The 24,789-nt window shown below is 68.7% G+C and carries 23 protein-coding genes and 2 riboswitches; of the genes, 21 read left to right on the top strand and 2 right to left on the bottom strand.

The window, feature by feature from the left end; translation table 11 throughout:
• Positions 1-41: 41 nt before the first annotated feature.
• From AB2385_RS12110 to rpoN, 6 genes are all read left to right on the top strand, one after another.
• The gene (locus tag AB2385_RS12110) at positions 42-821 is read left to right on the top strand and encodes a phosphate ABC transporter substrate-binding protein (RefSeq protein ID WP_367655264.1); all 780 of its coding nucleotides are present in this window, start codon (positions 42-44) and stop codon (positions 819-821) included.
• A 70-nt stretch (positions 822-891) separates the two neighbouring features.
• On the top strand, positions 892-1,722 hold the full coding sequence (gene pstC / locus AB2385_RS12105; RefSeq protein ID WP_367655263.1) for a phosphate ABC transporter permease subunit PstC: 831 nt from the start codon (positions 892-894) through the stop codon (positions 1,720-1,722).
• Complete coding sequence (gene pstA, locus AB2385_RS12100; RefSeq protein ID WP_367655262.1) at positions 1,719-2,516, top strand: phosphate ABC transporter permease PstA; 798 nt, start codon at positions 1,719-1,721, stop codon at positions 2,514-2,516. The genes pstC and pstA overlap by 4 nt, the downstream gene beginning before the upstream one ends.
• Positions 2,516-3,283, top strand: a complete 768-nt coding sequence (locus AB2385_RS12095) for a phosphate ABC transporter ATP-binding protein (protein WP_367655282.1) — start codon at positions 2,516-2,518, stop codon at positions 3,281-3,283. The genes pstA and AB2385_RS12095 overlap by 1 nt, the downstream gene beginning before the upstream one ends.
• Before the next feature lie 535 nt (positions 3,284-3,818).
• A complete protein-coding gene (gene glnA, locus AB2385_RS12090) occupies positions 3,819-5,243 on the top strand; it encodes a type I glutamate--ammonia ligase (RefSeq protein WP_367655261.1) in 1,425 nt (474 codons plus the stop codon).
• A gap of 113 nt (positions 5,244-5,356) precedes the next feature.
• Complete coding sequence (gene rpoN / locus AB2385_RS12085) at positions 5,357-6,718, top strand: RNA polymerase factor sigma-54 (protein WP_367655260.1); 1,362 nt, start codon at positions 5,357-5,359, stop codon at positions 6,716-6,718.
• 57 nt (positions 6,719-6,775) lie between these two features.
• Here rpoN and AB2385_RS12080 read toward each other — a convergent pair whose 3' ends face one another.
• Positions 6,776-7,696, bottom strand: a complete 921-nt coding sequence (locus tag AB2385_RS12080; protein ID WP_367655259.1) for a LysR family transcriptional regulator — start codon at positions 7,694-7,696, stop codon at positions 6,776-6,778.
• A 251-nt stretch (positions 7,697-7,947) separates the two neighbouring features.
• On the opposite strand from AB2385_RS12080, the gene pgk reads away from it, so the two are divergent.
• The 4 genes from pgk to AB2385_RS12060 all read left to right on the top strand — a co-directional run bounded on the left by pgk (position 7,948) and on the right by AB2385_RS12060 (position 10,782).
• Entirely contained in the window at positions 7,948-9,126 is a 1,179-nt protein-coding gene (gene pgk, locus AB2385_RS12075) for a phosphoglycerate kinase (RefSeq protein WP_367655258.1), read from the top strand.
• A gap of 60 nt (positions 9,127-9,186) precedes the next feature.
• Positions 9,187-9,570: a hypothetical protein gene (locus tag AB2385_RS12070; protein ID WP_367655257.1), complete on the top strand. Its 384-nt coding sequence runs from the start codon at positions 9,187-9,189 to the stop codon at positions 9,568-9,570.
• Positions 9,571-9,604: 34 nt separating this feature from the next.
• Positions 9,605-10,360: a triose-phosphate isomerase gene (gene tpiA, locus AB2385_RS12065; RefSeq protein WP_367655256.1), complete on the top strand. Its 756-nt coding sequence runs from the start codon at positions 9,605-9,607 to the stop codon at positions 10,358-10,360.
• Positions 10,361-10,500: 140 nt separating this feature from the next.
• Positions 10,501-10,782 (top strand): metal-sensitive transcriptional regulator, encoded by a 282-nt coding sequence (locus AB2385_RS12060; RefSeq protein ID WP_367655255.1) that lies wholly within the window; start codon positions 10,501-10,503, stop codon positions 10,780-10,782.
• A 153-nt stretch (positions 10,783-10,935) separates the two neighbouring features.
• Here AB2385_RS12060 and trxA read toward each other — a convergent pair whose 3' ends face one another.
• Positions 10,936-11,283, bottom strand: coding sequence for a thioredoxin (trxA, locus tag AB2385_RS12055; protein WP_367655254.1), 348 nt, complete (start codon positions 11,281-11,283; stop codon positions 10,936-10,938).
• A gap of 241 nt (positions 11,284-11,524) precedes the next feature.
• Between trxA and gpmI the strand changes: the two genes are divergently transcribed.
• The 11 genes from gpmI to asnB all read left to right on the top strand — a co-directional run bounded on the left by gpmI (position 11,525) and on the right by asnB (position 24,157).
• Complete coding sequence (gpmI, locus tag AB2385_RS12050) at positions 11,525-13,078, top strand: 2,3-bisphosphoglycerate-independent phosphoglycerate mutase (RefSeq protein WP_367655253.1); 1,554 nt, start codon at positions 11,525-11,527, stop codon at positions 13,076-13,078.
• 6 nt (positions 13,079-13,084) lie between these two features.
• A complete protein-coding gene (gene eno, locus AB2385_RS12045; RefSeq protein WP_367655252.1) occupies positions 13,085-14,374 on the top strand; it encodes a phosphopyruvate hydratase in 1,290 nt (429 codons plus the stop codon).
• Between the two features lie 378 nt (positions 14,375-14,752).
• Complete coding sequence (gene secG / locus AB2385_RS12040; protein WP_367655251.1) at positions 14,753-14,986, top strand: preprotein translocase subunit SecG; 234 nt, start codon at positions 14,753-14,755, stop codon at positions 14,984-14,986.
• Between the two features lie 75 nt (positions 14,987-15,061).
• Positions 15,062-15,751 carry an alpha/beta hydrolase gene (locus AB2385_RS12035; RefSeq protein ID WP_367655250.1) on the top strand — a complete coding sequence of 230 codons (690 nt, stop codon included), beginning with the start codon at positions 15,062-15,064 and terminating at the stop codon, positions 15,749-15,751.
• A gap of 184 nt (positions 15,752-15,935) precedes the next feature.
• On the top strand, positions 15,936-16,688 hold the full coding sequence (locus tag AB2385_RS12030) for a hypothetical protein (protein WP_367655248.1): 753 nt from the start codon (positions 15,936-15,938) through the stop codon (positions 16,686-16,688).
• An 81-nt stretch (positions 16,689-16,769) separates the two neighbouring features.
• Positions 16,770-16,886: riboswitch (SAM riboswitch) on the top strand.
• Between the two features lie 85 nt (positions 16,887-16,971).
• Positions 16,972-17,970, top strand: a complete 999-nt coding sequence (locus tag AB2385_RS12025; protein WP_367655247.1) for a methionine ABC transporter ATP-binding protein — start codon at positions 16,972-16,974, stop codon at positions 17,968-17,970.
• Positions 17,963-18,613, top strand: a complete 651-nt coding sequence (locus AB2385_RS12020; protein ID WP_367655246.1) for a methionine ABC transporter permease — start codon at positions 17,963-17,965, stop codon at positions 18,611-18,613. Before AB2385_RS12025 ends, AB2385_RS12020 begins: the two co-directional genes overlap by 8 nt.
• A 32-nt stretch (positions 18,614-18,645) precedes the next feature.
• Positions 18,646-19,500 carry a MetQ/NlpA family ABC transporter substrate-binding protein gene (locus AB2385_RS12015; protein WP_367655245.1) on the top strand — a complete coding sequence of 285 codons (855 nt, stop codon included), beginning with the start codon at positions 18,646-18,648 and terminating at the stop codon, positions 19,498-19,500.
• A gap of 79 nt (positions 19,501-19,579) precedes the next feature.
• Positions 19,580-19,740, top strand: a riboswitch (cyclic di-AMP (ydaO/yuaA leader).
• A 156-nt stretch (positions 19,741-19,896) separates the two neighbouring features.
• Complete coding sequence (locus AB2385_RS12010; RefSeq protein ID WP_367655244.1) at positions 19,897-20,991, top strand: NAD/NADP octopine/nopaline dehydrogenase family protein; 1,095 nt, start codon at positions 19,897-19,899, stop codon at positions 20,989-20,991.
• On the top strand, positions 20,984-22,645 hold the full coding sequence (locus AB2385_RS12005; protein ID WP_367655243.1) for a methionine synthase: 1,662 nt from the start codon (positions 20,984-20,986) through the stop codon (positions 22,643-22,645). Before AB2385_RS12010 ends, AB2385_RS12005 begins: the two co-directional genes overlap by 8 nt.
• Positions 22,646-24,157, top strand: coding sequence for an asparagine synthase (glutamine-hydrolyzing) (gene asnB, locus AB2385_RS12000; protein WP_367655242.1), 1,512 nt, complete (start codon positions 22,646-22,648; stop codon positions 24,155-24,157).
• The last annotated feature ends 632 nt before the right edge of the window (positions 24,158-24,789 follow it).

Below are 24,789 nucleotides of genomic sequence, written 5' to 3'. Positions count from 1 at the left end.
GGAAAGGCTAGGTTCAGACTGGCCTGAACAGGAGGCGCTTCATGTCTGCCCATCTGGTTCGCCTGCCGACCGCCCTCATCCTGCTGGCGGCGCTCCTGTGCGGCTGCGCCCGGAGCAGCACCGGCCTGCGGGTGGCCGGCTCCACCTCGCTCCAACCCCTCGCCGAGATGCTGGCCGAGGCCTACCAGGCTGCGGGCGGCGCCCGCGTGTCCGTGCAGGGCCTCGGCTCCACCGCCGGGCTCCAGGCGGTGCGCAGCGGGGTGGCGGACCTGGCCGCTGTTTCCCGCCGCCTCACGCCGCAGGAAGTGGCGGAAGGGTTCCAGGCCCACGTGATCGCGTACGACGTGCTCGCCATCGCCGTTCACCCGTCCAACCCCGTCGAGGGGCTCTCGCTGGCCGAGGTGCGCCGCCTGTTCGCCGGCGAGATCCGCGACTGGCGGGAACTGGGGGGACCCGCAGGCCGGGTGCACCTGATCAGCCGGGAGGCGGGGTCGGGCTCGCGGGAGGCGTTCCGGGAACTGGTCGGCCCCATCCACCCCCTGGCGGCGGTGCAGAGCAGCAACGGGGTCATCCGGCGCATCGTCGCGACCGACCCGGCCGCCGTGGGCTACCTGAGCCTGGGCGTGGCCCGTACAGGCGGGGTGAAGCTGCTCCGCGTCGACGGCCGCCTGCCCGGCGAGCCGGGTTACCCGCTCATGCGACCGCTCAGCCTGGTGACCCTGGGTCCACCGGCCGGGGAGGCCCGGGCCTTCCTGGCGTTCGCCCTGAGCCCGGCGGGGCAGCGGCTGGCGGCGGAGGAGGGGATGCTCCCCGCGCGATAGCCTGTCTCTCCCGCGGCGGTCCTGCATATCCATCCGTTCAGAAACGCGGTGCCCGAAAGGAGGTCCGGATGTGCAGGACCGCCTCGCGCGCGCGGCGCTCACCGCCACGGCCCTCGTCAGCGCCGCGGGGATTCTCCTGATCGCTCTCGCCGTCACCGTCGAAGGCTGGCCCGCCCTGCCGCACCTGTTCGGGGCGGTGTGGAGCCCGGAGGAGGGCCGCTTCGGCGTGCTCCCGCTGCTCGCGGGCTCCGTGCTGGTCACGCTGGGCAGCCTGGCGGGCGCCGTGCCGCTGGGAATCGGCATGGGCCTCTTCCTGAGCGAGGTGGCGCCCCCGCAAGTGGCCGACCTGGTCCGGCCGCTGCTCCGGGGAATGGCCGCCGTGCCCAGCGTGGTCTTCGGCTTCCTGGGGCTCACCCTGGTCGTGCCGTGGATCCGCGCCTGGTTCGGCGGGCCCGGCCTCAGCCTCCTGGCCGGCTGCATCGTGCTGGCGGTGATGGTGCTCCCCACCATGGCCTCTGTGGCGGAGGACGCGTTCCGGGCGGTGGATCCCTCCCTGCGGGAGGGCGCCTACGCGCTGGGCGCCTCTCCGGGCCAGGTGGCCTGGCGGCTGCTCCTGCCGGCGGCCCGGGGCGGGCTTGCGGCCGCGGTGGTGCTGGCCCTGGGGCGGGCCCTGGGCGAGACCATGGCCGTCCTGATGGTGACCGGCAACGCCGCCGCCCTGCCCCGCTCGCCCCTCGACCCCGTGCGCACCCTCACGGGCAACATCGCCCTGGAGATGGCCTACGCGACCGGCCGCCACCGGCAGGCGCTCTTCGCCAGCGGCGCCTTGCTCCTCTTGCTCAACCTGGCCGTGAACCAGCTGGCCCGGCGCGCGGCCGGAAGAGGAGGCGGCGGGCGATGAGGCCGCTCCTTGGCGCACTGGCGCTCGCGGTGTCCGCGACGATGATCGGCCTGGTGGCCCTGCTGGTGGTGCAGGGCGCCGGGAACCTCACGTGGGAGTTCCTGTTCACGATGCCCTCCCGGGCCGGGCGGGAAGGGGGCATCCTGCCCGCACTCCTTTCCACGCTCTGGCTGGCGGCCGGTGCGATGGCCCTCGCGCTGCCGCTCGGGCTGGGCACGGCCCTCTGGCTGGTGGAGTACGCGCCGCCCGGGCGGTTCGTCGGGGCCGTGCGCACCCTGACCGAGGCGCTGGCCGGGGTGCCCTCGATCCTCTTCGGCCTCTTCGGCTTTGCACTGTTCGTCGTGCGCCTCGGCTGGGGGCCCTCGCTGCTTGCCGGCAGCGCCACGCTGGCGCTGATGCTTCTGCCCACCATCATCCGCACCAGCGAGGAGGCCGTGGCCGCCGTGCCCCGATCCCTGCGGGAGGGGGCGGCCGCCCTGGGCGCCACCCGGTGGGACGCCATCCGGCTGGTGGTGCTGCCGCAAGCCGCACCGGGGATTCTGACCGGGGCGATGCTGGCCCTGGGCCGGGCGGTGGGGGAGACGGCGGCGGTGCTGCTCACCGCCGGCACGGACCTGTCCATCCCCCGCTCGCCGCTGGATTCGGGTCGGTCGATGGCGGTGCACCTTTACCTCCTGGCCGGCGAGGGGCTGTCGGACGGCCGCGCCCACGCCACGGCCCTGGCCCTGGTGGCTGGGGTGCTGCTGCTCAACGGGCTCGCCAACTGGTTGATGCGAAGGGGGCGGAAGGCGTGATGCGGGAAGGCCGGGGGCGCGCGGGCCCCAAGCTCGAGACCCGGGGGCTGCGGGTGTTCTACGGCCAGCGGGAGGTGCTGCGGGGCGTCAGCCTGGCCGTGCCCGACCGGTCGGTCGTGGCGCTCATCGGGCCGTCGGGCTGCGGCAAGTCCACCTTCCTGCGATCCCTGAACCGCATGCATGACCTGACGCCCGGCGCGCGGGTGGAGGGGCGGATCCTGCTGGACGGCCGGCCCATCGAGCGGCTGGACCCGAGGGAACTGCGCTGCCGGGTAGGCATGGTCTTCCAGCGGCCGAACCCGTTTCCGATGTCGATCTATCAGAATGTCGCCTTCGGGCCGGCGCTGTTTGGGGTGCGGGGGCAGGAACTCGACCGGATCGTCGTGGAGACCCTGCGGCGGGCGGCCCTCTGGGATGAGGTGAAGGACCGGCTCCACCAGGACGCGCGCGGGCTTTCCGGAGGGCAGCAGCAGCGGCTCTGCCTGGCCCGCGCCCTCGCCATGGAGCCGGAGGTGCTGCTGATGGACGAGCCGTGCGCCGCGCTGGACCCGGCGGCCACTGAAGCCGTCGAGGCGCTGATCGGCGAGCTGCGCCGCCGCATGGCGGTGGTCGTCGTCACCCATTCCATGGCCCAGGCGCGGCGGGTGGCTGATCGAGTCGCCTTCTTTGACGGCGGCCGGCTGGTCGAGGAGGGGCCGGCCGCTGAGGTACTGACGCGGCCGCGGTGCGCGGAGACACGGCGGTTCCTGGCCCACGCTGGTGACTGATCGGCATGGCGTGCATTCCAACACAGCATGCTGAAATGCCCGGCATGCTGTTGACGCGTTGAGGGCGGAACGCCTAATCTGTTAAGAAATACGGGTGATGTGCGGTGTAAGTGGGCATCACCCAGGCAAGGGGGGTTGGAAGCTGTGAAACGCGGGGTTCCGCCAAACGCTTGTGGTCACGCGGGCGCACGGGTGTACCTCGTCCGGCTCGCCGCCTGTTCATGGCGGCAGTGGAAGCAACACGTGCGGATTGCGCCCGCTCGCAGCAAGGGGCGCCACCGCCTGTGCACCGAGGCGGATCCGGTTCCATTGACGGCGCGCAGGCGTCTGGCCGTCGTCGCGGCGCAAGGGCCTGCGCAAATGCGAGACCGGTCTGCGGAGCGGCTTCCGACCCCGGCGGTTTCGCCGGTTCGCTCCGCCTGAGCCGGCAGGAACCGCGCCGAACTCCAGCGGCGGACCGACCAGACGCCATCCCCTTGATGTCCAGTAGCCGTAACCAGATGCTCCAATCTGTTGTGAAGGGGAGAATGGGATTATGGCGCAGGTCGATCGCGTGCTGGGGATCATTGCCGAACAGGGCTTTCAGATGGTTGACGTGAAGTTTGTTGACTTGCTGGGCATGCTGCACCATCTCACCGTTCCGGTGGCCGTCATCGATGCCGAACAGCTTGTGGAGGGGTTCGCTTTCGACGGTTCGTCGATTCGGGGGTTTCGCGGGATTGCGGAGTCCGACATGGTCCTGATGCCCGACACTTCCACCCCCGTCCGGGACCCCTTCCTCGAGGGGCCGACGCTCTCCCTCATGGGCGACGTGATGGAGCCCGGGCCGAAGCCGTACAGCCGCGACCCGCGCGCCGTCGCCCGCAGGGCCGAGGAGTACCTGCGGCAGAGCGGCATCGCGGACGACTCGTACTGGGGCGTCGAGATCGAGTTCTTCCTTTTTGACAGCGTCCGGTTCCAGACCCGCCCCGACGCCTCGTTCTACTACGTGGAGTCCGACGAGGCCCACTGGCACCCGGGACGGGCGGACGGGCCAAGCGGCGGGTACAAGGTCAAACACCAGCAGGGTTACCTGCGGGCGCTGCCCATCGACGGTCAGACCAACATCCGCACCGCCATCACGCGCCACCTGCAGGAGATGGGCCTGGTGGTGGAGCGGCACCACCACGAGGTCGCCTCGGCCGGCCAAAACGAGATCAACTTCCGCTGCTCCACGCTGGTCGACACGGCCGACAAGGCGATGCTCTACAAATACACGGTGAAGAACGTCGCACGGGCATACGGCAAGACGGCCACCTTCATGCCGAAGCCGCTCTACGCCAACTCGGGCTCCGGGATGCACTGCAATCAGTCGCTGACCAAGGACGGCGTGAACCTGTTCTACGACCCGAGCGGTTACGCCAATCTCAGCCAGCTGGCCCTCTGGTACATCGGGGGCCTGCTCCACCACGCTCCTGCGCTCCTGGCCATCACCAACCCGACCACCAACTCGTACAAGCGGCTGGTTCCCGGGTACGAGGCGCCGGTCAACCTCGTCTTCTCCCGGGCCAATCGGTCGGCCGCCATCCGTATTCCCACCAACTTCTCCTCGGCCAGGACCACTCGGATCGAGTTCCGCACGCCGGACCCGACGGCCAACCCGTACCTGGCGCTGGCGGCCCAGCTCATGGCGGGCCTCGACGGCATTCGGCGGCGCATCGACCCGTCCGATGCCGGCTTCGGGCCCATCGACGTCGACATCCACCGCCTGCCGGACGCGGCCCTGGCGCAGCTGAAGACCGCTCCGACCTCGCTGCGGGAAGCCGTGGCGGCGCTCAGGGCCGACCACGAGTTCCTGCTGGAAGGCGACGTGTTCTCGGAGGACCTGATCGAGACCTTCATCGCACTGAAGGAGGAGGAGATTCGCCGGCTCGAGACGTACCCGCAGCCGGTTGAGTTCGAGATGTACTTCGATAACTGATCGGCGGGACACACCCGAGCCGATGGCACAGATTTTGCAACTGAGCCCGCGAGGAAAGCGGGGCAGCCGGGGCGAATAGCCTGCATCAGAGGACACTGAAGGGGGTGTGGGCGATGCGCCTCGGCTTCAGCCTCAAGCTGCAGCAGACGCAGCGGCTGGTCATGACCCCGGAACTGCGGCAGGCCTTTGCCGTTCTACAGCAACCGGTCGCAGAGCTGGGAGAACTGATCGCCGCCCAGCTGCTGGAGAACCCCTTTCTGGAGGCGGAGCCGCGGGAGGCGGCCGACGGTGACGCCCAGGGCGACCTGGGACGCCTGCTCGACTTCCTGCGCCAGGGCAGCGGCTACGGGGACGACCCGACGCCGGAGCCGGCGGAGGAGACCTCCTTCGAGGCCTTCACGCCCCGGCTGCCCACGCTGACCGAGCACCTGGAAGAACAGCTGGGGCTCATGCGGCTGGATCCGGCAGAGCGGCGCATTGCCCGCTTCCTCGTGGGCTGCCTCGACGAGTACGGCTACCTCCGGGTGCGCCTCGAGGAGGTGGCGGAGCAGCTGCGGGTGCCTCTGCAGCAGGTGGAGGCGGCCCTGGCGGTTGTGCAGTCGCTGGAGCCGCCCGGGGTAGGGGCCCGTTCGCTCCAGGAGTGCCTCCTGATCCAGTGGGCCTCGCTGGGAGACCCGAACCCGCTGGTGCCGAGGCTGATCGCAGACCACCTCGACGACCTGGCGGCCGGGCGCATTCCGCGCATCGCCCAGCGGCTGGGGGTGACGTGTGCGGAGGTGCAGGCGGCAGCCGACGCCATCCGCACCCTCGATCCCAAGCCCGGCCGGCGCTTCGGCCGCCCGGACGAGGCGCGGTACGTGGTTCCGGACGTGGTCGTGGAGCGCGTGGCCGGCGAGTACGTGGTGCTCGTCAACGAGTCGCCCCTTCCCCGGCTCCGGGTGTCGAGCCAGTACAGGGACCTGCTCGACCAGGCGGACGGTGCGACGCGCCGCTACATGGAGGAGCGGATTCAGTCGGCGCTCTGGTTCATCAAGGCGATCGAGCAGCGGCGGCAGACGCTGCTCCGGGTCACCGAGGCGATCGTACGGTTCCAGCGCGACTTCTTCGACCGGGGTCCTGGCTACCTGCGGCCGCTCACCCTCCGCGAGGTGGCCGAGGTCGTGGGCGTGCACGAGTCCACCGTCAGCCGGGCGACCAGCGGCAAGTGGGCCCAGACGCCGCAGGGCACCTTCGAGCTGAAGTACTTCTTCTCCAGCGGCGTGACGACCGAGAGGGGCGAGGGCCTGGCCGCCGACGCGGTGAAGCGGCTCATCGCCGAGCTGATCCGGCAGGAGGACCCGGCGGCGCCGCTCTCGGATCAGGCGCTCACCGACGCCCTCGCCGCCCGGGGCGTTCGCATCTCCCGCCGCACCGTGGCCAAGTACCGCGACGAGATGGGGCTGCCCAATGCCGGGCAGCGGCGGCGCTACGGCTAGCACGACAAAGGCTGCGCTCCCTTGTGGAAGCGCAGCCTTTTTTCTGAAATCACGCCCTCATCCCGGGTCGTCGTCGAGGTCCAGGGTGATGTCGAACTGCTCCTCCACCACCCGCAGGAAGGCCCGGGCGGTGCCGCTCCAGATCTTGCCCCGCCGGTAGATGAGGATGTTCTGGCGCCGCAGGTTGGCGCTGTTCTTCAGCGGCACGGCCACGACCTGCTTCAGGGCGATCTCGTTCTGCACGGTGGACTGGGGCAAGAGGGTGAGCCCGAGGCCGCAGAGCACCATCCGCTTGGCCGCTTCAATGGAGTCCAGTTCCATTGTAATATGAGGGACGAAGCCCTGGCTCGTCCACCACTGCTCGACCAGGGCCCAGTATCCCGAGGCCCGGTCGGTGGTGATGAACGACTCCTGCGTCAGCTCCTCGAGGGAGACCTCGTCGCGGCTGGCCACCGGGTGGTCGGGGGGAACGACCAGCAGGATCTGCTCCTCCGACAGGGGGTAGGCGACGATGTCGGCGTGGGCGGGGAGGGGTGCGTGGACCAGGCCGACCTGCACGGTGTCGTCCAGCACCAGCTGCTGCACCTGGTGGGAGCGGCCGGTGTGCACCAGCACCTCCACCTTCGGGTGCCTGGCCTTGAACCGCGTGAGAATCTCCGGCAGGAGGTAGGCCGAGGTGGTGAGCGCCGACCCCACCGACAGGGTGCCGCCGGAGGCGGTCTGCAGGTCAAGCATGGCCTGCCGGGCCCGCTTGATGTCCTGGAGCACGCGCTCGGCGTGGGGCAGCAGGGCGCGCCCAGCGTCGGTGAGGCGGACCCCTCTCGGCCGGCGCTCAAACAGCTTCTGTCCCAGTTCCTTTTCCAGGGCCTGTATGCGGGCGGTTACGGAAGGCTGGGTGAGGAACAGGCGCTCCGCCGCCCGGTTGAAACTACCCGTCTTGGCAATCCACCAGAAGGCCTCCAGGCCTTGTACGTCCATGGCTTCACATGCCCCCGGCTTACTCGTCGCGATAGAGCTACTGTAACCATACCATAAAAAGAATCTATTCGGGTGTATCGATACCGATTGGGTATTGTTGCCGCCACATCCCGTCGCAGATGGGGACGAATACTACGCAGCGGAGCAGGGATTTTTCCTTGCGCGTGGTAAACCTTTTGTAGAGGCATTTAACAAAGTATCCCGGCGCCGTCCGCAGGCGGGGCGCCCGATGAGAAAGGTGGACGAGACACATGCCGCTGAAGACTGTGCGCGACATCGACGTCAAGGGAAAGCGTGTGTTCGTGCGGGTCGATTTCAACGTGCCCCTGGAGAATGGCCGCATCACCGATGACACCCGCATCCGGGCAGCGCTGCCGACGATCCGGTACCTGGCGGACGAAGGGGCCATCGTGGTGCTCGCCTCACACCTGGGGCGCCCCAAGGGCAAGCGGAACGAGGCCTACTCGCTGGCCCCCTGTGCTGAGCGGCTGAGCCAGCTGCTGGGCAAGGAGGTGGTCTTTGCCTCCGACTGCATCGGCGAGGAAGTGGAGCAACTGGTGGCCCGGCAGACGCCCGGCTCCGTGGTACTGCTGGAGAACCTCCGCTTCTACGCCGAGGAGGAGAAGAACGATCCGGACTTCGCGGCCAAGCTGGCGCGCCTGGGCGAGATCTACGTCAACGACGCCTTCGGCACCGCTCACCGGGCCCACGCCTCCACCCGCGGGGTGGCCGACCACATGCAGGTCCGGGTGGCCGGCTTCCTGATGCAGAAGGAAGTCGACACCATGGGCAAGGCCCTGTCTGCCCCTGACCGGCCGTTCGTGGCCATCATCGGCGGCGCCAAGGTTTCGGACAAGATCATGGTCATCGAGAACCTCCTCACGAAGGTGGACCGGCTCATCATCGGCGGCGGCATGGCCAACACCTTCCTGCGGGCCAAGGGCCTGGCCACCGGCAAGTCGTTGGTGGAGGAGGACCGGGTGGAGACCGCCCGGGAGCTGCTGGGCAAGGGCGGCGACAAGATCCTGCTGCCGGTTGACCTGGTCGTGGCCGCCGAGTTCAAGGCGGATGCCGAGCACAAGGTCGTTCCGGCCGACGCGGTGCCGGAGGGCTGGATGGCGCTGGACATCGGCCCGGAGAGCGCCCGGATTTTCGGCGAGACGATCCGTACTGCCAGGACCATCGTATGGAACGGGCCGATGGGCGTGTTCGAGATGGAGCCCTTCGCCCGCGGCACCTTCGCCGTGGCGCAGGCGATGGCCGACACCGAAGGCGTGACGATCGTGGGCGGCGGCGATTCCGTGGCCGCTGTGGAGGCCGCCGGCCTCGCAGATCGGATGACGCACGTTTCGACGGGCGGCGGCGCCTCCCTCGAGTTCCTGGAGGGCCGTGAGCTTCCCGGCGTCGCCTGCCTGGAGACCAAGGAGTAAATGGGCCTTCTCGACCGGCTTCTCGGTCGCCGGAGGGCGGATTCGCCAGCGGCCAGGTGGATGCTCCGGCGGGACCGGGCCGAACCTGAAGAGGTGGTGCAGGAGCACTTCCGCGCCCTGGTGGCGCACGACCTCGAGTGGATTCTGGCCACGCTGACCCCGGAGCGGGCCCGCCTGTACAACGGGCCCGCCACCCTGGACAAGCGGCGGCTGTCGGTGCGGGCGGCGCGCGTGACCCGCGTGTCGCCCGCACCGGACGCGCCGGCGCCGCGGATACCGGGGTACGGTGAGCAGCAGATGCTGCGGGTCGAGTACGAACTGGAGCTGGTCCCGACCGAGGAGCGCCGCGACCCGACTCTGGCGGAAGGGCCGCAGTGGTCCTACTTCCTGCTGGTGCGGGAGCGGCCGGGCAAGCCCTGGCTGATCGCCGACTGGGGCCGGTAGCCGGGGCGGATGTGTGCAAAGGAGGAGCCATGCCATGCGGGTACCGGTAATTGCTGCGAACTGGAAGATGAACAAGACGCAGGCGGCCGCCCGGCAGTTCGTCGCCGACTTCCTGCCCCGGGTCGCCGGCCTCAGCGGCGTGGAACTGATCATCTGCCCGCCGTTCACCGCCCTCGCGGCGGTGGCCGAGGGGCTGAAAGGGTCGAACGTCGGCCTCGGTGCGCAGAACATGTGTGAGCACGATCCGGGCGCCTACACCGGCGAGATCGCGGGCGAGATGCTGACCGAGATCGGCTGCCGGTACGTGATTCTCGGCCACTCGGAGCGGCGCCATATCTTCGGCGAGACCGACGAGCGGGTGGGCGCCAAGGTGCGGGCGGCGGTGCGCTACGGCCTCACGCCGATCCTCTGCGTCGGCGAGACGCTCGCGGAGCGGGAGGCCGGGCAGACCGACGCGGTCAACCGCCGGCAGCTGCTGGCCGGCCTGGAGGGGCTGATGGCCGAGCAGGTGGCCGAGATGATCATCGCCTACGAGCCCGTGTGGGCCATCGGCACGGGCAGGAACTGTGACCCGGCCGAGGCGCAGCGGACCATCGCCGCCGTGCGCGCAGTGGTGGCGGAGGTCTACGGGGCCGAGGCCGCGGCCAAGGTGCGCATCCAGTACGGCGGCTCGGTGAAGCCTGCCAATATCGGCAGCTACATGACCCAGCCGGACATCGACGGCGCCCTGGTCGGCGGCGCCAGCCTCGATCCCGCTTCGTTCGCCGCCATTTGCGAGGCGGCGCGGTAGAGCAGAAGACGCGCAGGGCCCGTCGCACCAGGTGCGGCGGGCCCTTGACCATGATGCGGACCGGCAGGGCGCCGATCGCGGGCTGTCCCTTTGACACAGGGTACGGGGTACAGTAATCTGGGGTCAGGGGGTGGTTGCACGTGAACATCAAGGAGACCAACCCGGCGTTGTACCAGGACCTGATGCGCCGTCTGAAGCGGATCGAGGGCCAGGCCCGGGGCGTGCAGCGGATGTTGGAAGAGGGTCAGGACTGCGAGCAGATCCTCATCCAGTTGGGTGCGATGAAGGCAGCCATCAACCGCGTGGGCATGAAAGCTGCCGCGTGCAACATGGGCCTCCAGGTGATTGAGGCCCTGAAGCGGGGAGAGGACCCCACCGCCGCGGTGGATGAAGTGGTCGAGCAGTTCATCAAGTTGGGCTGAAAACCAGGCTGACGCGACGAAGGACCGGGCGCTGCCGCCCGGTCCTGTTTGCCGCACGTCACCCCTCGTCGTCCGGGTCCTCCCGCTGCCTGCCGCGTCTTCCTCGTCGTGGCGCTCCCGGCGTCCCCGCAGTCGGGTCGCCGGACAGGTCTCCTATGAAGCCGTCTCCAGCTGCGCCAGGGCGTTGTCCAGGATCTGATACATCTCGTGCTTCGGCCGGAAGCCCACCAGTTGACCGATGGGCTTGCCCTTATGGAAGAGGATCATGGTCGGGATCGACATCACGCCGAACTGGCCCGCCCAGTGCTGCTCCTCGTCCACGTTGAGCTTGGCAATCTTGATGCGGTGGCCGTTGTCCCTTGCGTAATCTTCCAGGATCGGGCCGATCATGCGGCAGGGACCGCACCAGGGGGCCCAGAAATCGACCAGCACCGGCAAGTCCGACTGCAGCACCTCCGCCTCGAAGGTGGCATCGGTGATCGGAACCGTGTACTGCGCCATGAGCGCTCCCTCCTGCTCAATGATACCCCGTATGGTATCTCTTCGTGCTTAGGACGCCTTTAGTCTGCACGGGGATACGGCTCGGGCGCGCACACTACCATCGAAAAGCGCAAAAGAATTGGGGGAAAGCTCTTCCACAGGCCGACCCAACTTTGGTAAAATGGCTTTGCAAAAGTGCTGCGGTATGCGGTGGGAGTCGCCCGCAGACTTTAATGAGGAGTGCAGGAGGTGACCCGGTACGTTGTCCGCCTATCGCAGACCCGTAGCGTTGATCGTGTTGGACGGGTGGGGGATCAACCCCAATCCCCGGGGCAATGCGGTGGCGATCGCCCGGCATCCCAACTTTGACCGGCTGATGGCCCGGTACCCCCACACGACCCTCACGGCATCGGGAGAGGCGGTGGGCCTGCTACCCGGGCAGATGGGTGACTCGAATGTGGGCCACCTGAACCTCGGGGCGGGGCGCATCGTCTACCAGACTCTGGTTCGCATCCATCGCGCCATTCGCGACGGCTCGTTCTTCACGCTGCCCGCGTGGCAACTGCCCCTGGAGCGGGCCCGGAAGCCCGGCGCTGCCCTGCATCTGATGGGACTCGTCTCCGACGGCGGCGTGCACAGCCACATGGACCACTTGATGGCCCTGATCGAGCTGGCCGCACGGGAGAAGGTGGAGCGGCTGTATGTCCACGCCTTCCTGGACGGCCGCGACGTGCCGCCCAAGTCCGCCCTTCCCTATCTGGAGCAGGTGGAGGCCAAGCTGAAGGAGGTCGGCGTCGGCCGAATTGCCACCATCGCCGGCCGGTACTACGCCATGGACCGCGACCGGCGCTGGGACCGCACGCAGAAGGCGTTCCTGGCCATCACCCGGGGTGAGGGCGAGCGGGCGTCTTCCATCCAAGACGCCATCGAGAAAGCGTACGCCCGGGGCGAGACCGACGAGTTCGTGCTGCCCACGGTGATCGAGGGCGTGGACGGCCGCCTGGGGCCCGATGACGGGGTGATCTTCTTCAACTTCCGGCCCGACCGGGCGCGGCAGCTTGTGCGCGCCCTGCACGAGACCGCTTTCGACGGTTTCAAGCGCCCCGAGGACTTCCGGCCCGTCCCGCTGGTCACCATGACCCAGTACGACCAGACCTTCACCGACATCCCCGTTGCGTTCGGTCCCCAGTTCGTGGACGTGCCGATGGGCCAGGTGGTCTCCGAGGCCGGCCTGCGCCAGCTGCGCATCGCCGAGACCGAGAAGTACGCGCACGTCACCTACTTCTTCAACGGCGGCGAGGAGCGGGTTTTCCCCGGCGAGGAACGGGTGCTGATCCCCTCGCCGAAGGTGGCTACGTACGACCTCAAGCCGGAGATGTCGGCCTACGAGGTGGCCCGCGAGGCGGTGAAGTGGGTTGAGCAGGATAAGACCGACTTCATCGTGCTCAACTTCGCCAATCCCGACATGGTGGGCCACACCGGCGTGCTGGAGGCGGCCGTGAAGGCCGTGGAGGCGGTGGACGAGTGCCTCGGCCAGGTGGTGGACGCCCTGCTGGCCAAGGGCGGTGCGGCCATCATCCTCGCCGATCACGGCAACTGCGACCAGATGATCGACTACGAGACCGGCACGCCGCACACCAACCACACGCTGAACCCCGTCCCCTGCATCCTCGTCGACGACCAGCGGCTGACGGCCAAGCTGAAGCCCGGCGTGCTGGCCAACGTGGCGCCGACGCTGCTGGAGATCATCGGCCTGCCCAAGCCGCCGCAGATGGATGCCGATTCGCTGCTGGTGAAAAACGCGGAAGGAGCCTGATTTCCCATGACGACGATCGTGAATGTGCACGCGCGCGAGGTCCTGGATTCCCGCGGCAACCCCACCGTTGAGGTCGAGGTGATGCTCTCCTCCGGCGCGTCCGGCCGGGCGATCGTGCCCTCGGGCGCTTCCACCGGTCAGTTCGAGGCGGTGGAGCTGCGCGATGGCGACAAGTCCCGCTACGGCGGCAAGGGCGTGCTGAACGCGGTCCGGAACGTTAACGAGGTGATCGCCGAGGCGGTTACGGGTCTGGACGCCGCGGATCAGGTGGAACTGGACCAGACGCTGATCCGGCTCGACGGCACCCCCAACAAGGCGAAGCTGGGCGCCAACGCCATTCTGGGCGTCTCGCTGGCCGCCGCCCGCGCCACCGCCGCGGCCCTGGGCATCCCGCTCTACCGCCACGTGGGCGGCCTGAACGCCCGCGTCCTGCCCGTGCCGATGATGAACATCCTGAACGGCGGCAAGCACGCGGACAACAACGTCGACATGCAGGAGTTCATGATCTTCCCCGCCGGGGCCCCGTCGTTCGCCGAGTCGCTGCGCATGGGCGCCGAGGTCTTCCACGCCCTGCGCTCCGTGCTGAAAGCGAAGGGCTACAACACCGCCGTCGGCGATGAGGGCGGTTTCGCGCCCGACCTGAAGTCCAACGAGGAGGCGATCACCGTCATCCTCGAGGCCATCGAGAAGGCCGGGTACAAGCCGGGGCAGGACGTCTTCCTCTGCATGGACGTCGCCTCCTCGGAGCTCTTCCACGACGGCAAGTACGTGCTGGCCGGCGAGGGCAACAAGGTCCTCACCACCGAGCAGCTGATCGACCTGTGGGACAGCTGGACCCGGCAGTACCCGATCGTCTCCATCGAGGACGGCGTGGCCGAGGACGAGTGGGACGCCTGGGTCGAACTCACCCGGCGGCTGGGCGACCGGGTGCAGCTGGTGGGCGACGATTTCTTCGTCACCAACACCAAGCGGCTGTCCCGGGGCATCGAGGCCGGCGCGGCCAACTCCATCCTGGTGAAGGTCAACCAGATCGGCACCCTGACCGAGACGATGGAGGCCGTGGCCATGGCCCACCGGGCGGGCTACACTGCCGTGATGTCCCACCGGTCCGGCGAGACGGAGGACACCACCATCGCCGACCTGGCCGTGGCGCTCAACTGCGGGCAGATCAAGACCGGCGCCCCGTCCCGCACCGACCGGGTGGCCAAGTACAACCAGCTGCTGCGCATCGAGGAGGAGCTGGGCGACGCCGCCATCTTCGCTGGCCTCTCCGTCATCAAGGGCCGGAAGAAGTAGGATTGAGCCCGGCGTCACGTGGGTAGAATGAGGTTGGGCGCCAGACTGGCCGGGCGCCCAACTGGAGGCCGCTGTCGCCGTCCCACCGTACAGATGCCGGCGAAGCGTGGCCTCGCCGCTACCTGATAGCGGAGAGGACCAGCAAGGTTGCGATGACGATGATCGACTGAACCGCTTTGGGTCCAATCTCGATCGTGATCTTCACCATGGCTGGCCCCTCCTTTCCGGGACTGGCCGCCAGCCTCCGCCATCAGGATATCAGACCGGGGTTGCGAAACTTGTCGAAGTTTGGCGGCCCCGGTTCCTGATTGATTGTACGATTCACCGCGATGTGGTACAATTGACAAGCTAACATGGGCAGCAGGAGGGGGTGAAGCAATGACGACATTCGTGCTGGTGCTTCATACCCTGTTTGCGCTTGGCCTGATCTCGACGGTTCTCATGCAGTCCGGCAAGAGCGCGGGCCTCTCCGGTTCCATCGCAGGCGCCGGCGAGCAGATCTTCGGGAAGAAGAAGGGCTTGGACGAGATCCTGAACCGGTTCAGCATGGCCTTCGCTGTGCTCTTTATCCTCACGTCAGTGGTCATGCTCTTCCTGGAGACGCGGGGTTAGTGTTACGCAGCGATATAGGTGCGAAAGGGGGTCGGGCGCAAGTCTGGCCCCTTGTTCGTTTGTGGGGGGTGTGCCATGCCGATCGTCGCCCGCAGCGGTGAGCCGGTGTTCGTCCGGGGCGGTCCGGTCGGTTGCCTGGCCCTGCACGGCTTCGGCGGTTCGCCGGCCGAGATCGGCCCGGTGGTCGCCGCCCTGGCGGAGCGGGGCTACACGGTGGCGGCGCCCGTGCTGCCCGGGCACGGCGGCGCACCGCCGGAACTGGCGCGCACCCGGTTCCGGCACTGGATCCGGGGCGCCGAGCAGGCCCTGGAGCATCTGGAGGCCGAATGTGCGCATGTCCACCTGGTCGGCTTTTCCATGGGCGGGCTGATCGCCCTTCATGTCGCGGCCCGCCGGGAGGTCGGCTCGGTCTGCACCCTGGCGGTTCCCGTCCTTCTGGAAGACCCCGCCCCGCTCATGGATCACCTCGCCCGCTACCTGAACCCGCCTCCCGGCGCCATACGCTCCCTGGTGCGCCTGGCCCGCCTCGTGCGCCGAGACCTGGGACGGGTCACCGCTCCCGTGCTCGCACTGCAGGGCGACCGCGACAGGTGGATCGCACCGGAAAGCGCGGCGTACCTGGTCAGCCACGTGTCCAGCCGCCACGCGGTGTGTCGCGTCCTCGCGGGGCGGGGGCACTTCCTGGCCCTGGAACGCGGCCGGAAGGAGGTCGCGGCGCAGGTGGCAGACTGGATCGCGTCATCCGAAATCGGGTGGAGACCTTAAATGCTGGGTCTATAAACCAAAAGGGCCATCTCCAAATGGCCCTTTCCCCGAATAGACCATTAGCACCCATTCGGGTACGATATTTGTGAAGTCTGTCACAATAGGCGGGTGATCTCTGGTGATCGGACCAGTCCTGCGTCGTGCCAAGGCTGGGCGGCCGCCGAGCCGGCGAGAGATACTGCTGATGCTCCGGGCCGACGAGAGCGAGTACCAGAGCCTGCTGGAGGTGGCCGGACGCATCTGCCGGCAGACGAAAGGCGACCAGCCGTCGCTGCGAACCCTGGTGGACGTGGAGACCGTCGGGAGTCGGGCCCGCGCCCTCGACATCATCGGGAACGCCTGGCAGCAGGGATGCGAGTCCGTCCTGCTGTGCGCGTCGTCGGCATATGAGGCCGTGGAGGAGGTGGCGGTCCTCATCCGGGAGATTCGCACCCACATGGGCATGTGGGTTGCGCTCGGGATGGGCGAGCGTCCCTACGAGGTGTACGCGCTGTGGCGGCAGGCGGGGGCCGAGGAGTATCTCCTGCCCCACGAGTGCAGTAACCCGCAGCTGTACGCCCGGTTGCATCCCGGCCATTCGCCGGCCGAACGCCTCACCCGCTGCCTCTGGCTCCGGGGCCTCAACTACCGCGTGACGGGCGGACTGTGCGTGGGCGTTCCCGGCCAGACCAGTGAGGACGTGGCGGACGACCTGGAAGTGCTGCGGAACGCGGCTTTCACGGGGGTGGTCCTGCGCGCCGCCACGCCGGGGGCCGATGTGCTGCGGGTGCTGGCGATCGCGCGGCTCTGCCTGCCCCGGGCCGACCTGTGGGTGGCCACCGACGATCCCGTTCTGCAGGCCAGGGCCCTCACCTGCGGGGCGAACATCCTGGCCACGACCCACCTGGAGGGCACGGCCCCCCGCGAGCGACTGATGACCCTGATGACGGTCGGATGAGACCAGCAATTACACATTTCCCTGTTGACGGGTGCCACGCACCGTGGTAATGTAAGGCTCAACACAACTACATAGCGTTGACTCTTATCCAGAGTAGGCTGAGGGACTGGCCCGATGACGCCACGGCAACCGGCACGTATCCCGCGTGCAACGGTGCCAATTCCTGGTGGAAGGCACTTGCCTTCCCGAAGATAAGAGGCAGCCGGAAGAACTTGACCTTTTTCTGTGCGCCTCTTTTCGGGCGCACTTTTCTATTGCTGTGCAGTATGGCGGTGATTCCGGGGTGATTGAACTCAAGGACCTCACCAAAGTGTTCAGGCAGAACGGGCAAGAGACGGTGGCGCTGCGGAACGTGAGCCTGCGGGTGCCGAAGGGCGAGATCTTCGGCATCCTGGGGCAGAGCGGCGCCGGCAAGTCGACCCTGATCCGGTGCGTCAACCTGCTGGAGCGGCCGACGTCGGGTGAGGTATGGGTGGACGGGCGTGAGATCACCCGCCTCTCCCCTGCCGAACTGCGGGCGGTGCGCCGGGAGATGGGCATGATCTTCCAACAGTTCAACCTGTTCGACTCCCGCACGGTCGCCGGCAACGTGGCCTACCCCCTGGAAGTGGCGGGCTGGCCCCGGCAGCGCATCAACGAGCGCGTGGCGGAGCTGCTGGCCCTGGTGGGCCTGTCCGACAAGGCCGGCGCCTACCCGGCGCAGCTCTCCGGCGGGCAGAAGCAGCGGGTGGGCATCGCCCGGGCCCTGGCGCTCGGCCCCAAGCTCCTGCTCTCCGACGAGGCGACCTCCGCCCTCGACCCCGACACCACCCGGTCCGTGCTCGACCTGCTGCGCGAGATCAACCGGCGGCTCGGGCTGACCATCCTGCTGATCACACACCAGATGGAGGTCGTGAAACAGGTCTGCGACTCGGTGGCCATTCTGGAGGAAGGACAGCTGGTGGAGCAGGGCCGGGTGCTGGAACTGGTCGGGCGGCCGGGCTCACGGCTGCGGCAGCTCCTCTACGAGCCGTTCCGCGACACGGGTTTTCACGTGAGCCCGCAGGGCGTCCTGGTGGCGCTGTTCTTCGTGGGCCAGTCGGCCGAGGAGCCGCTCATCAGCTCGGTGGTTCGGAATTTCCAGGTGGATGCCAACATCGTGCAGGGTGCCGTCGAGCGCATCGCCGGGACCACCGTGGGCCGGCTGCTGGTGGAGCTCACGGGCCGGCCGGAGGACGTGCAGGCCGCCCTGCAGTACCTGGAGGCGCGCGGCGTCTCACCGGAGGTGATCCAGCGTGGCTGACCTGGGGCCGATGATCTTCAAGGCAACCCTGGAGACGCTTTACATGACGGGGGTTGCGGCCCTGTTCACGCTGCTCTTCGGCGTGCCGCTGGGCGTGCTGCTGGTGATCACCGCCCGGGGCGGGATCTGGCAGGCACCGGCCCTGAACCGCACGCTCGGGGTGCTGGTCAACATCGGGCGCTCCACGCCCTTCGTGATCCTGATGGTGGCCGTGGCCCCGCTCACCCGGGCGATCGTGCATACCTCCATCGGCACCACGGCGGCCATCGTGCCGCTGGTGGTGGCGGCCGTTCCGTTTATGGCCCGGGTCGTGGAGCAGGCGCTCCACGAGGTGAGCCCCGGCCTGGTCGAGGCCGCCCTCGCCATGGGCTCCACCAACTGGCAGGTGGTCACCAAGGTCCTGCTGGCCGAGGCCAGGCCCTCCCTGGTGCGGGGCACCGCACTGATGCTGGTCAACCTGGTGGGCTACTCGGCCATGGCCGGCGCCATCGGCGGCGGCGGCCTGGGCGACGTGGCCGTCAAGTGGGGATACAACCGCTTTCAGATGGACGTGATGTACGTCAGCCTGGTTGTCCTGGTGGTCCTGGTCCAGGTGATGCAGTGGATTGGCGATAACCTGGCAAACAGGTTTACGCATAAATAGACGCAACAGAAATTGAGGAAGGTGAGTGTGAGATGAACCGGAATGTGCGTCTCGTGCTGGCTCTGGTCCTGTCGCTGGGGCTCCTGGCGGGCTGCGGCGGTGCCAGCAAGGCTCCCGTGCAGGGAGAGCAGGGAGGGCAGCCCTCTCAGCAGCAGGAGCAGGTGACCCTGAAGGTGGGGGCCACGGTCACTCCGCATTCCGAGATCCTGGAGTCGATCAAGGACGAGGCGGCGGCCGAGGGGATTAACCTGGAGATCGTGGTGTTCACCGACTATGTGCAGCCCAACATCGCTCTGGCGGAAGGGGATCTGGATGCCAACTACTTCCAGCACCTGCCCTATCTGAACAACTCCAACAAGGAGCGCGGGCTCGACCTGGTGTCGGTGGGAGCCGTCCACCTGGAGCCGCTGGGGCTCTACTCGATCAAGGTGAACAGCCTGAGCGAGCTGCCCGATGGTGCGACGGTCTCCATCCCCGACGACCCGACCAACGCCGGCCGGGCGCTCAAGCTGCTGGCTGACCAGGGGCTGATCACCCTGAAGGAGGGGGTCGGCGTTGAGGCCACGCCCAAGGACGTGGTGGAGAACCCCCGGAACCTGAACCTGCAGATGCTTCAGGCCGAGTACCTGCCCCGCAGCCTGCAGGACGTGGACGCGGCGGTGATCAACACCAACTACTACCTGGACGCGGAGAAGAACCTGGGCGTGAAGGCCACCGTGCTTGCCCGGGAGTCGGCTGAGGACAACCCGTACGCCAATGTCGTCGCCGTCCGCAAGGGCGACGAGGACCGGCCGGAGATCCAGAAGCTGATGACCCTGCTGCGGTCTGACGCCGTGGCCAAGTTCATCAACGAGAAGTATGGCGGTGCCGTCATCCCGGCCTTCTGAGCAACTGCCAGAAAGAGGTTGACGAGCTCCGGGACAGTTGCTAGAATAGTCTCGCTTGCGGAAGCGGAATAGTGCAGGACCCGCCTGATCGCTGAATCCCCGTGGCGAGCGGGGAGCGGGGGACCCACATCTCTGGGGCGAATCGCACCCGAGGCTCCGGCTGGAGCGGAGGATGCGTAGGGGCACGCTTTGGCGCTCCGAGTCCGTCAGCTAACCTCGTAAGCGTGGTCAAGGTGGTGGGCCCTTCCATTTGTTCTCCATTTCCCAATGGGGGTCGCCAGACCTTGAGCCCTGCTGTGCCTTCAGGCGGGCGTCGGCCGATTTCGGCCGGCGCCTTTTCCGTTCCCCAAGCCTGGCCGGGTGCCAGCTATAGCGCCGATGAGGAGGGTGGAGAACATGCTGCGGTACTGCGTGATAGGTGCAGGGCACGGCGGGCTCGCACTGGCGGGACATCTGGGCGTGATGGGCTTCCCCGTCGCACTGTGGGCGCGCAGCCCGGCGGCGCTGGAGCCGGTACGCGCCGCGGGCGGCGTGTTCCTGGAGGGCGAAGTGGAGGGGTTCGGACCTGTGCGGGTGGCGGAAACCCTGGCCGAGGCGCTGGAGTGGGCCGACGTCCTGCTGGTGGCGCTGCCCGCCTCGGCGCACCGGGAGATGGCCCGCCTCTGCGCACCCCACCTGCGGGACGGCCAGCGGGTGCTGTTGCTCCCCGGCCGCACCGCCGGGGCTGTCGAGTTTGCCCATGTGCTGCGGGAGGAGGGCTGCACCGCGGACGTGACCCTGGGCGAGGCGCAAACCTTCCCCTACGCCAGCCGCAAGGTGGGGCCCTGCCATGCCCGCATTCACGGCGTCAAGCGGAGGGTGCTGGCGGCGGCGTTGCCGGCCTCGCGCACGGGCGAACTGCTGGCGGCGATCAAGCCCGCCCTGCCCCAGTTCATGCCGGCCCGCTGGGTCTGGAAGACCTCGCTGGACAACGTGGGTGCGATCTTCCATCCCGGAGTCACCCTTCTGAACGCGGGACGGGTCGAGTCCACGGGCGGCGCCTTCCGTCATTACGTGGAAGGCATCACCCCGTCGGTGGCGGCACTGCTGGAGCGGCTCGACGAGGAGCGGGTGGCCGTAGCCCGGGCCCTGGGCGTGGGCGCCCTCACCGCCCGGGAGTGGCTGGCCGAGGCCTACGGCGTGGAGCGCCCCACGCTGTACGAGGCGATCCAGGCCACCACCGCCTACGCTGACGTGGCCGCTCCCTCTCACCTTAACCACCGCTACATCTGGGAGGACGTGCCCACCGGTCTCGTGCCCATCGCCTCGCTGGGCGAGGCGTGCGGCGTCGCCACGCCGGTCACGGACGGGCTGATCCAGCTTGCCAACGGCCTGTGCGGCGTCGACTTCCGGGAGACCGGCCGGACCCTGGCCCGGCTGGGCATGGCGGGCTGGGGGCCGGAGCGAATCAGCCAGTACGCGCTGGAAGGGGATGTGATGGGCCTTGTCTAAGCGAAGGGTAATTGGCGCCGCCATCGGCGACGACGTCCACGTGGGGGGTGTGGTGCGCTTCCTGCAGCTGGCGGAGCAGGTGGGCTACGAGGTGCGCGCCCTCGGCCCCGCCGTCTCCGTGGAGCGCCTGCTGGCCGAGGTGGCGGCGTGGGATCCCGAAATGGTGGCCGTGGGCTACCGACTGACCCCCGAGTCCGGCCGGGCGGTTCTATCCCATCTTGTCCGGCTGGCCCGGGAGCAGGGGCAGGCTGGTCGGCGCTGGGTCCTGGGCGCCACCGATCCGGTGGCGGCAGAGGCGCGGGACCTGGGCTTCTTCACCGCCATCTTTGGCGGGTCGGCCAGCTGGCAGGACGTGGTGGACTTCCTGCGGGGCGAGCCCGCCCGCGCCGCTGGCGGGATTCCGCCCCAGCGGCTGGTGGAGCGCATCGAGTGGAAGCATCCCTTCCCGCTCCTGCGCCACCACTTCGGGCAGCCCACTGTCGCGGCGACGGCGGAGGGCATCCGCCGCATCAGCGCGGCGGGCGTGCTGGACGTGATCAGCCTGGGCACCGACCAGAACGCCCAGGAGCACTTCTTCCGCCCGGAGGAGATGGACCCCCGGGAGCACGGCGCCGGAGGGGTGCCGGTGCGGACGGCCGACGACCTCCGGGCGCTCTACGCGGCGTCCCGCACCGGGAACTTCCCGCTCATGCGCTGCTACAGCGGCACGCGCGATCAACTGGCCTGGGCAGAGATGCTGCACGAGACCATCCACAACGCCTGGGCGGCGGTTCCGCTCTTCTGGTACAGCGAGTTGGACGGGCGCTCCCGGCGGTCGCTCACGGAGTCCATCCCGGAGGTGCAGGCGGTCTTCCGCTGGCACGCGGAGCGGGGAATTCCGGTTGAGTCCAACGAGAGCCACCACTGGTCCCTCAGGGACGCCCCGGACGTGGTGGCTGTGGCCGCGGCCTACATCGCCGCCTACAACGCCCGCCAGGCCGGTGTGCGGGACTACGTGCAGCAGCTCATGTGGAACAACCCGCCCCTGACCTCGCCGGCGATGGACCTGGCGAAGATGCTGGCCAAGCTGGAACTGGTGGAGTCCCTGGCCGGCCCGGACTTCCGGGTGTGGCGGGAGTGCCGCACGGGGCTCACGTCGATGCCGGCCGGCTTCGACCGGGCCAAGGGGCACCTGGCAGCCTCCACGTTCCTGCAGATGACGGTGAAGCCGCACATCGTGCACGTCGTCAGCCACTCCGAGTACCACCACGCCGCCACGGCCGAGGACGTGATAGAGGCCTGCCACGTGGCCATGGGTGCGATCCAGCTGGCCCTGCAGGGGCTGCCGGACATGGCGCGGGACGAGGCGGTGCAGGAGCGCAAGGCCGAACTGGTGCGGGAGGCCCGGCTGCTGCTGGACGCCATCGCCGCGCTGGCGCCGCCCGGCGTGGACGACCCGCTCACCCACGCGCCGACCCTGGCGGCGGCGGTGCGCACGGGGCTGCTGGACGCTCCGCACCTGATGGGCAACCCGGCAGCGAGAGGGGAGGTGGCCGTCCGCTTCGACGACGGCGCCTGCCGGGCGTGCGACCGGCAGACGGGCAGGGTGATCGGCGAGGCGGAGCGCATCGCCATGACGGCGGCCAGAGAACTGGTGAAGGGGGGAAACCGGTAGTTGAGTCGGATCGCAGGCATCGCCGGCCAGGCTGACCGGGTCCGCATCGCGCGGATGCTGGAGGCGATGGCGCACAGGGGGCGGTACGGCCAGCACATCTGGACCGCCCCCGCCGGTTGGGGCCTCGGCTGCCTCCAGCGCGGCGGCGACGGCGGCTTGCAGCCGCTGGCCAACGAAGACGGGACGCTCTGGCTGGCGATGGACGGGGAGATTCACAACCATCGGGCGCTCCGGGAAGAGTTGGCCGGGCGCCACACGTTCAGGACCGAGTCGGACGCGGAGGTGGTGCTCCACCTGTTCGAGGACTACGGCCCCGCCTGTGTGGAGCGCCTCGACGGTCCGTTCGCTCTGGCGATCTGGGGGGAAGAGACGGGGCTCTTCCTCGCCCGGGACGTCCTGGGCGTGAAGCCGCTTTACTGGGGCGAGGACGAGGAGGGGAACCTGCTCTTTGCCTCCGAGATCAAGGCCCTGGTGGCCGAGGTGCCCCGGGTGCAGGCGCTCCCGCCCGGCCACCGCTGGCGGGTCGGGGGAGCGGTCGAGGCCTTCGACCGGTTGCCGGCGCCTCCGGTCAGCGTGACCGAGGCAGGGGAAGCGGTCAAAGCCCTGGACCGCGCGCTGAACGAGGCGGTTCAGAAGCGGCTGGCCGGCGCCGGGCCCGTGGGCTGCTTCCTGAGCGGAGGGCTCGACTCCAGCCTGGTGGCGGCCGTCGCACGGCGGCACATTGGAGGCGACCTGCACACCTTCGCAGTGGGGATGGAAGGGTCGGCGGACCTGGAACACGCCCGACAGGTGGCAGCCGACCTGGGGACGATCCACCACGAGCGGGTGCTCACGGAGGCGGAAGTGGTGGAAGCCATCCCGCGGATCGTCGACGCCCTGGAGTCGTGCGACCCTGCACTGGTCCGCGGCGCCGTGGCCACCTACTTCGCCTCCGCCCTGGCCGCAGAGCACGTGCCGATCGTGCTTTCCGGCGAGGGCGCCGACGAGCTGTTCGGCGGCTACCACTATCTCGCCGAGTTCGATGGGGCCGACCGTGCGCTGTCGGCTGAACTGCGCGCCCTCACCGCGGCCTTGCACAACACCGGCCTGCAGCGCGTCGATCGCATGGCCGCCATCCAGGGCCTGGAGGTGCGCATGCCCTTCCTGGACAGGTCGCTGGTCGAGCTGGCGTTCCGCATGGGGCCCGGCCTGAAGCGCCGGAAAGGGGAGGGCAAGTGGATCGTGCGGCTCGTTGCGGAGCGCTACCTCAGGCCCGGGACCGTGTGGCGCACCAAAGAGAAGTTTGCCATCGGTACGGGGATCGGCCCCACGCTGGAGCGGTACGCCCAGCGGGCGGTGCCGGGAGCAGTGCTCGCGAGGGAGCGGACCCCGCGGGGCTTGCCCTTCGCTTCCAAAGAGGAGTACCTCTACTGGAGCTTCTTCCGCAGGCGCTACGGCCGGGAAGACGTGCTGGCGCTGATGGGGCGCAGCCGGAGCCTGAACCCGGGGCAGCGCTGGGTGGGGGCGTTGTGAACAGCGCCGGCGCATCGCGGAAACGCACCGTGGCGGCAGGGGTTGCGGTGCCACAAGTCTGTACCGTCTGGGTCAGCGTCAGTCCGCGCCCCGGCTGACCCGGTGGTTGCACTGATTGGAACAGGTCGCGGCCCGGGCTGGAACGGCCCTGGCCGCGCCCGGGTGTTTCTCCCGCCTTTGCAAGCGGCCGCCGGGGGTCAAAAGGGCGGGCGCCATCGGGCTGCCGACGAGGCGGTTACATACATATGTGCGCTCGCCCTTGCCGCGCTCCGGCGCCGGAGCGCGGCCGGGTGAGGTGCGTGGAACCCTGCGCCAGAACATTTTTTCTGTCGCAAAGCGGCCGCGAGGGTGTTGACCGAAGGGAGGCGCGCGTCGTAAGATAGCTAACGCCGCCACCGAGCGGAGACAGTCAGGAAGGCCGGTGGGCGCCGCACCAGAGATTGGGTGTTGACGCAACCCACCTGTCTCCGATAGACTGGTCATCCGCCGGTTCACGGCGGGGCCGCAACGGCGGCGGCCGTACCTGATGGCAAGATCTGAACGGTTGACGCCGTCTCCGGTATGTGCTAAACTGTACAAGCTGTCGCCTGACGGCAGCGGGTCTCGAACCTTGAAAACTAAACAGTGCAGAG

It is taken from the genome of Symbiobacterium sp. (assembly GCF_040797425.1).
Classification (GTDB): Bacteria; Bacillota; Sulfobacillia; order Symbiobacteriales; family Symbiobacteriaceae; genus Symbiobacterium.
This window is presented reverse-complemented; position numbering and strand designations above follow the sequence as displayed.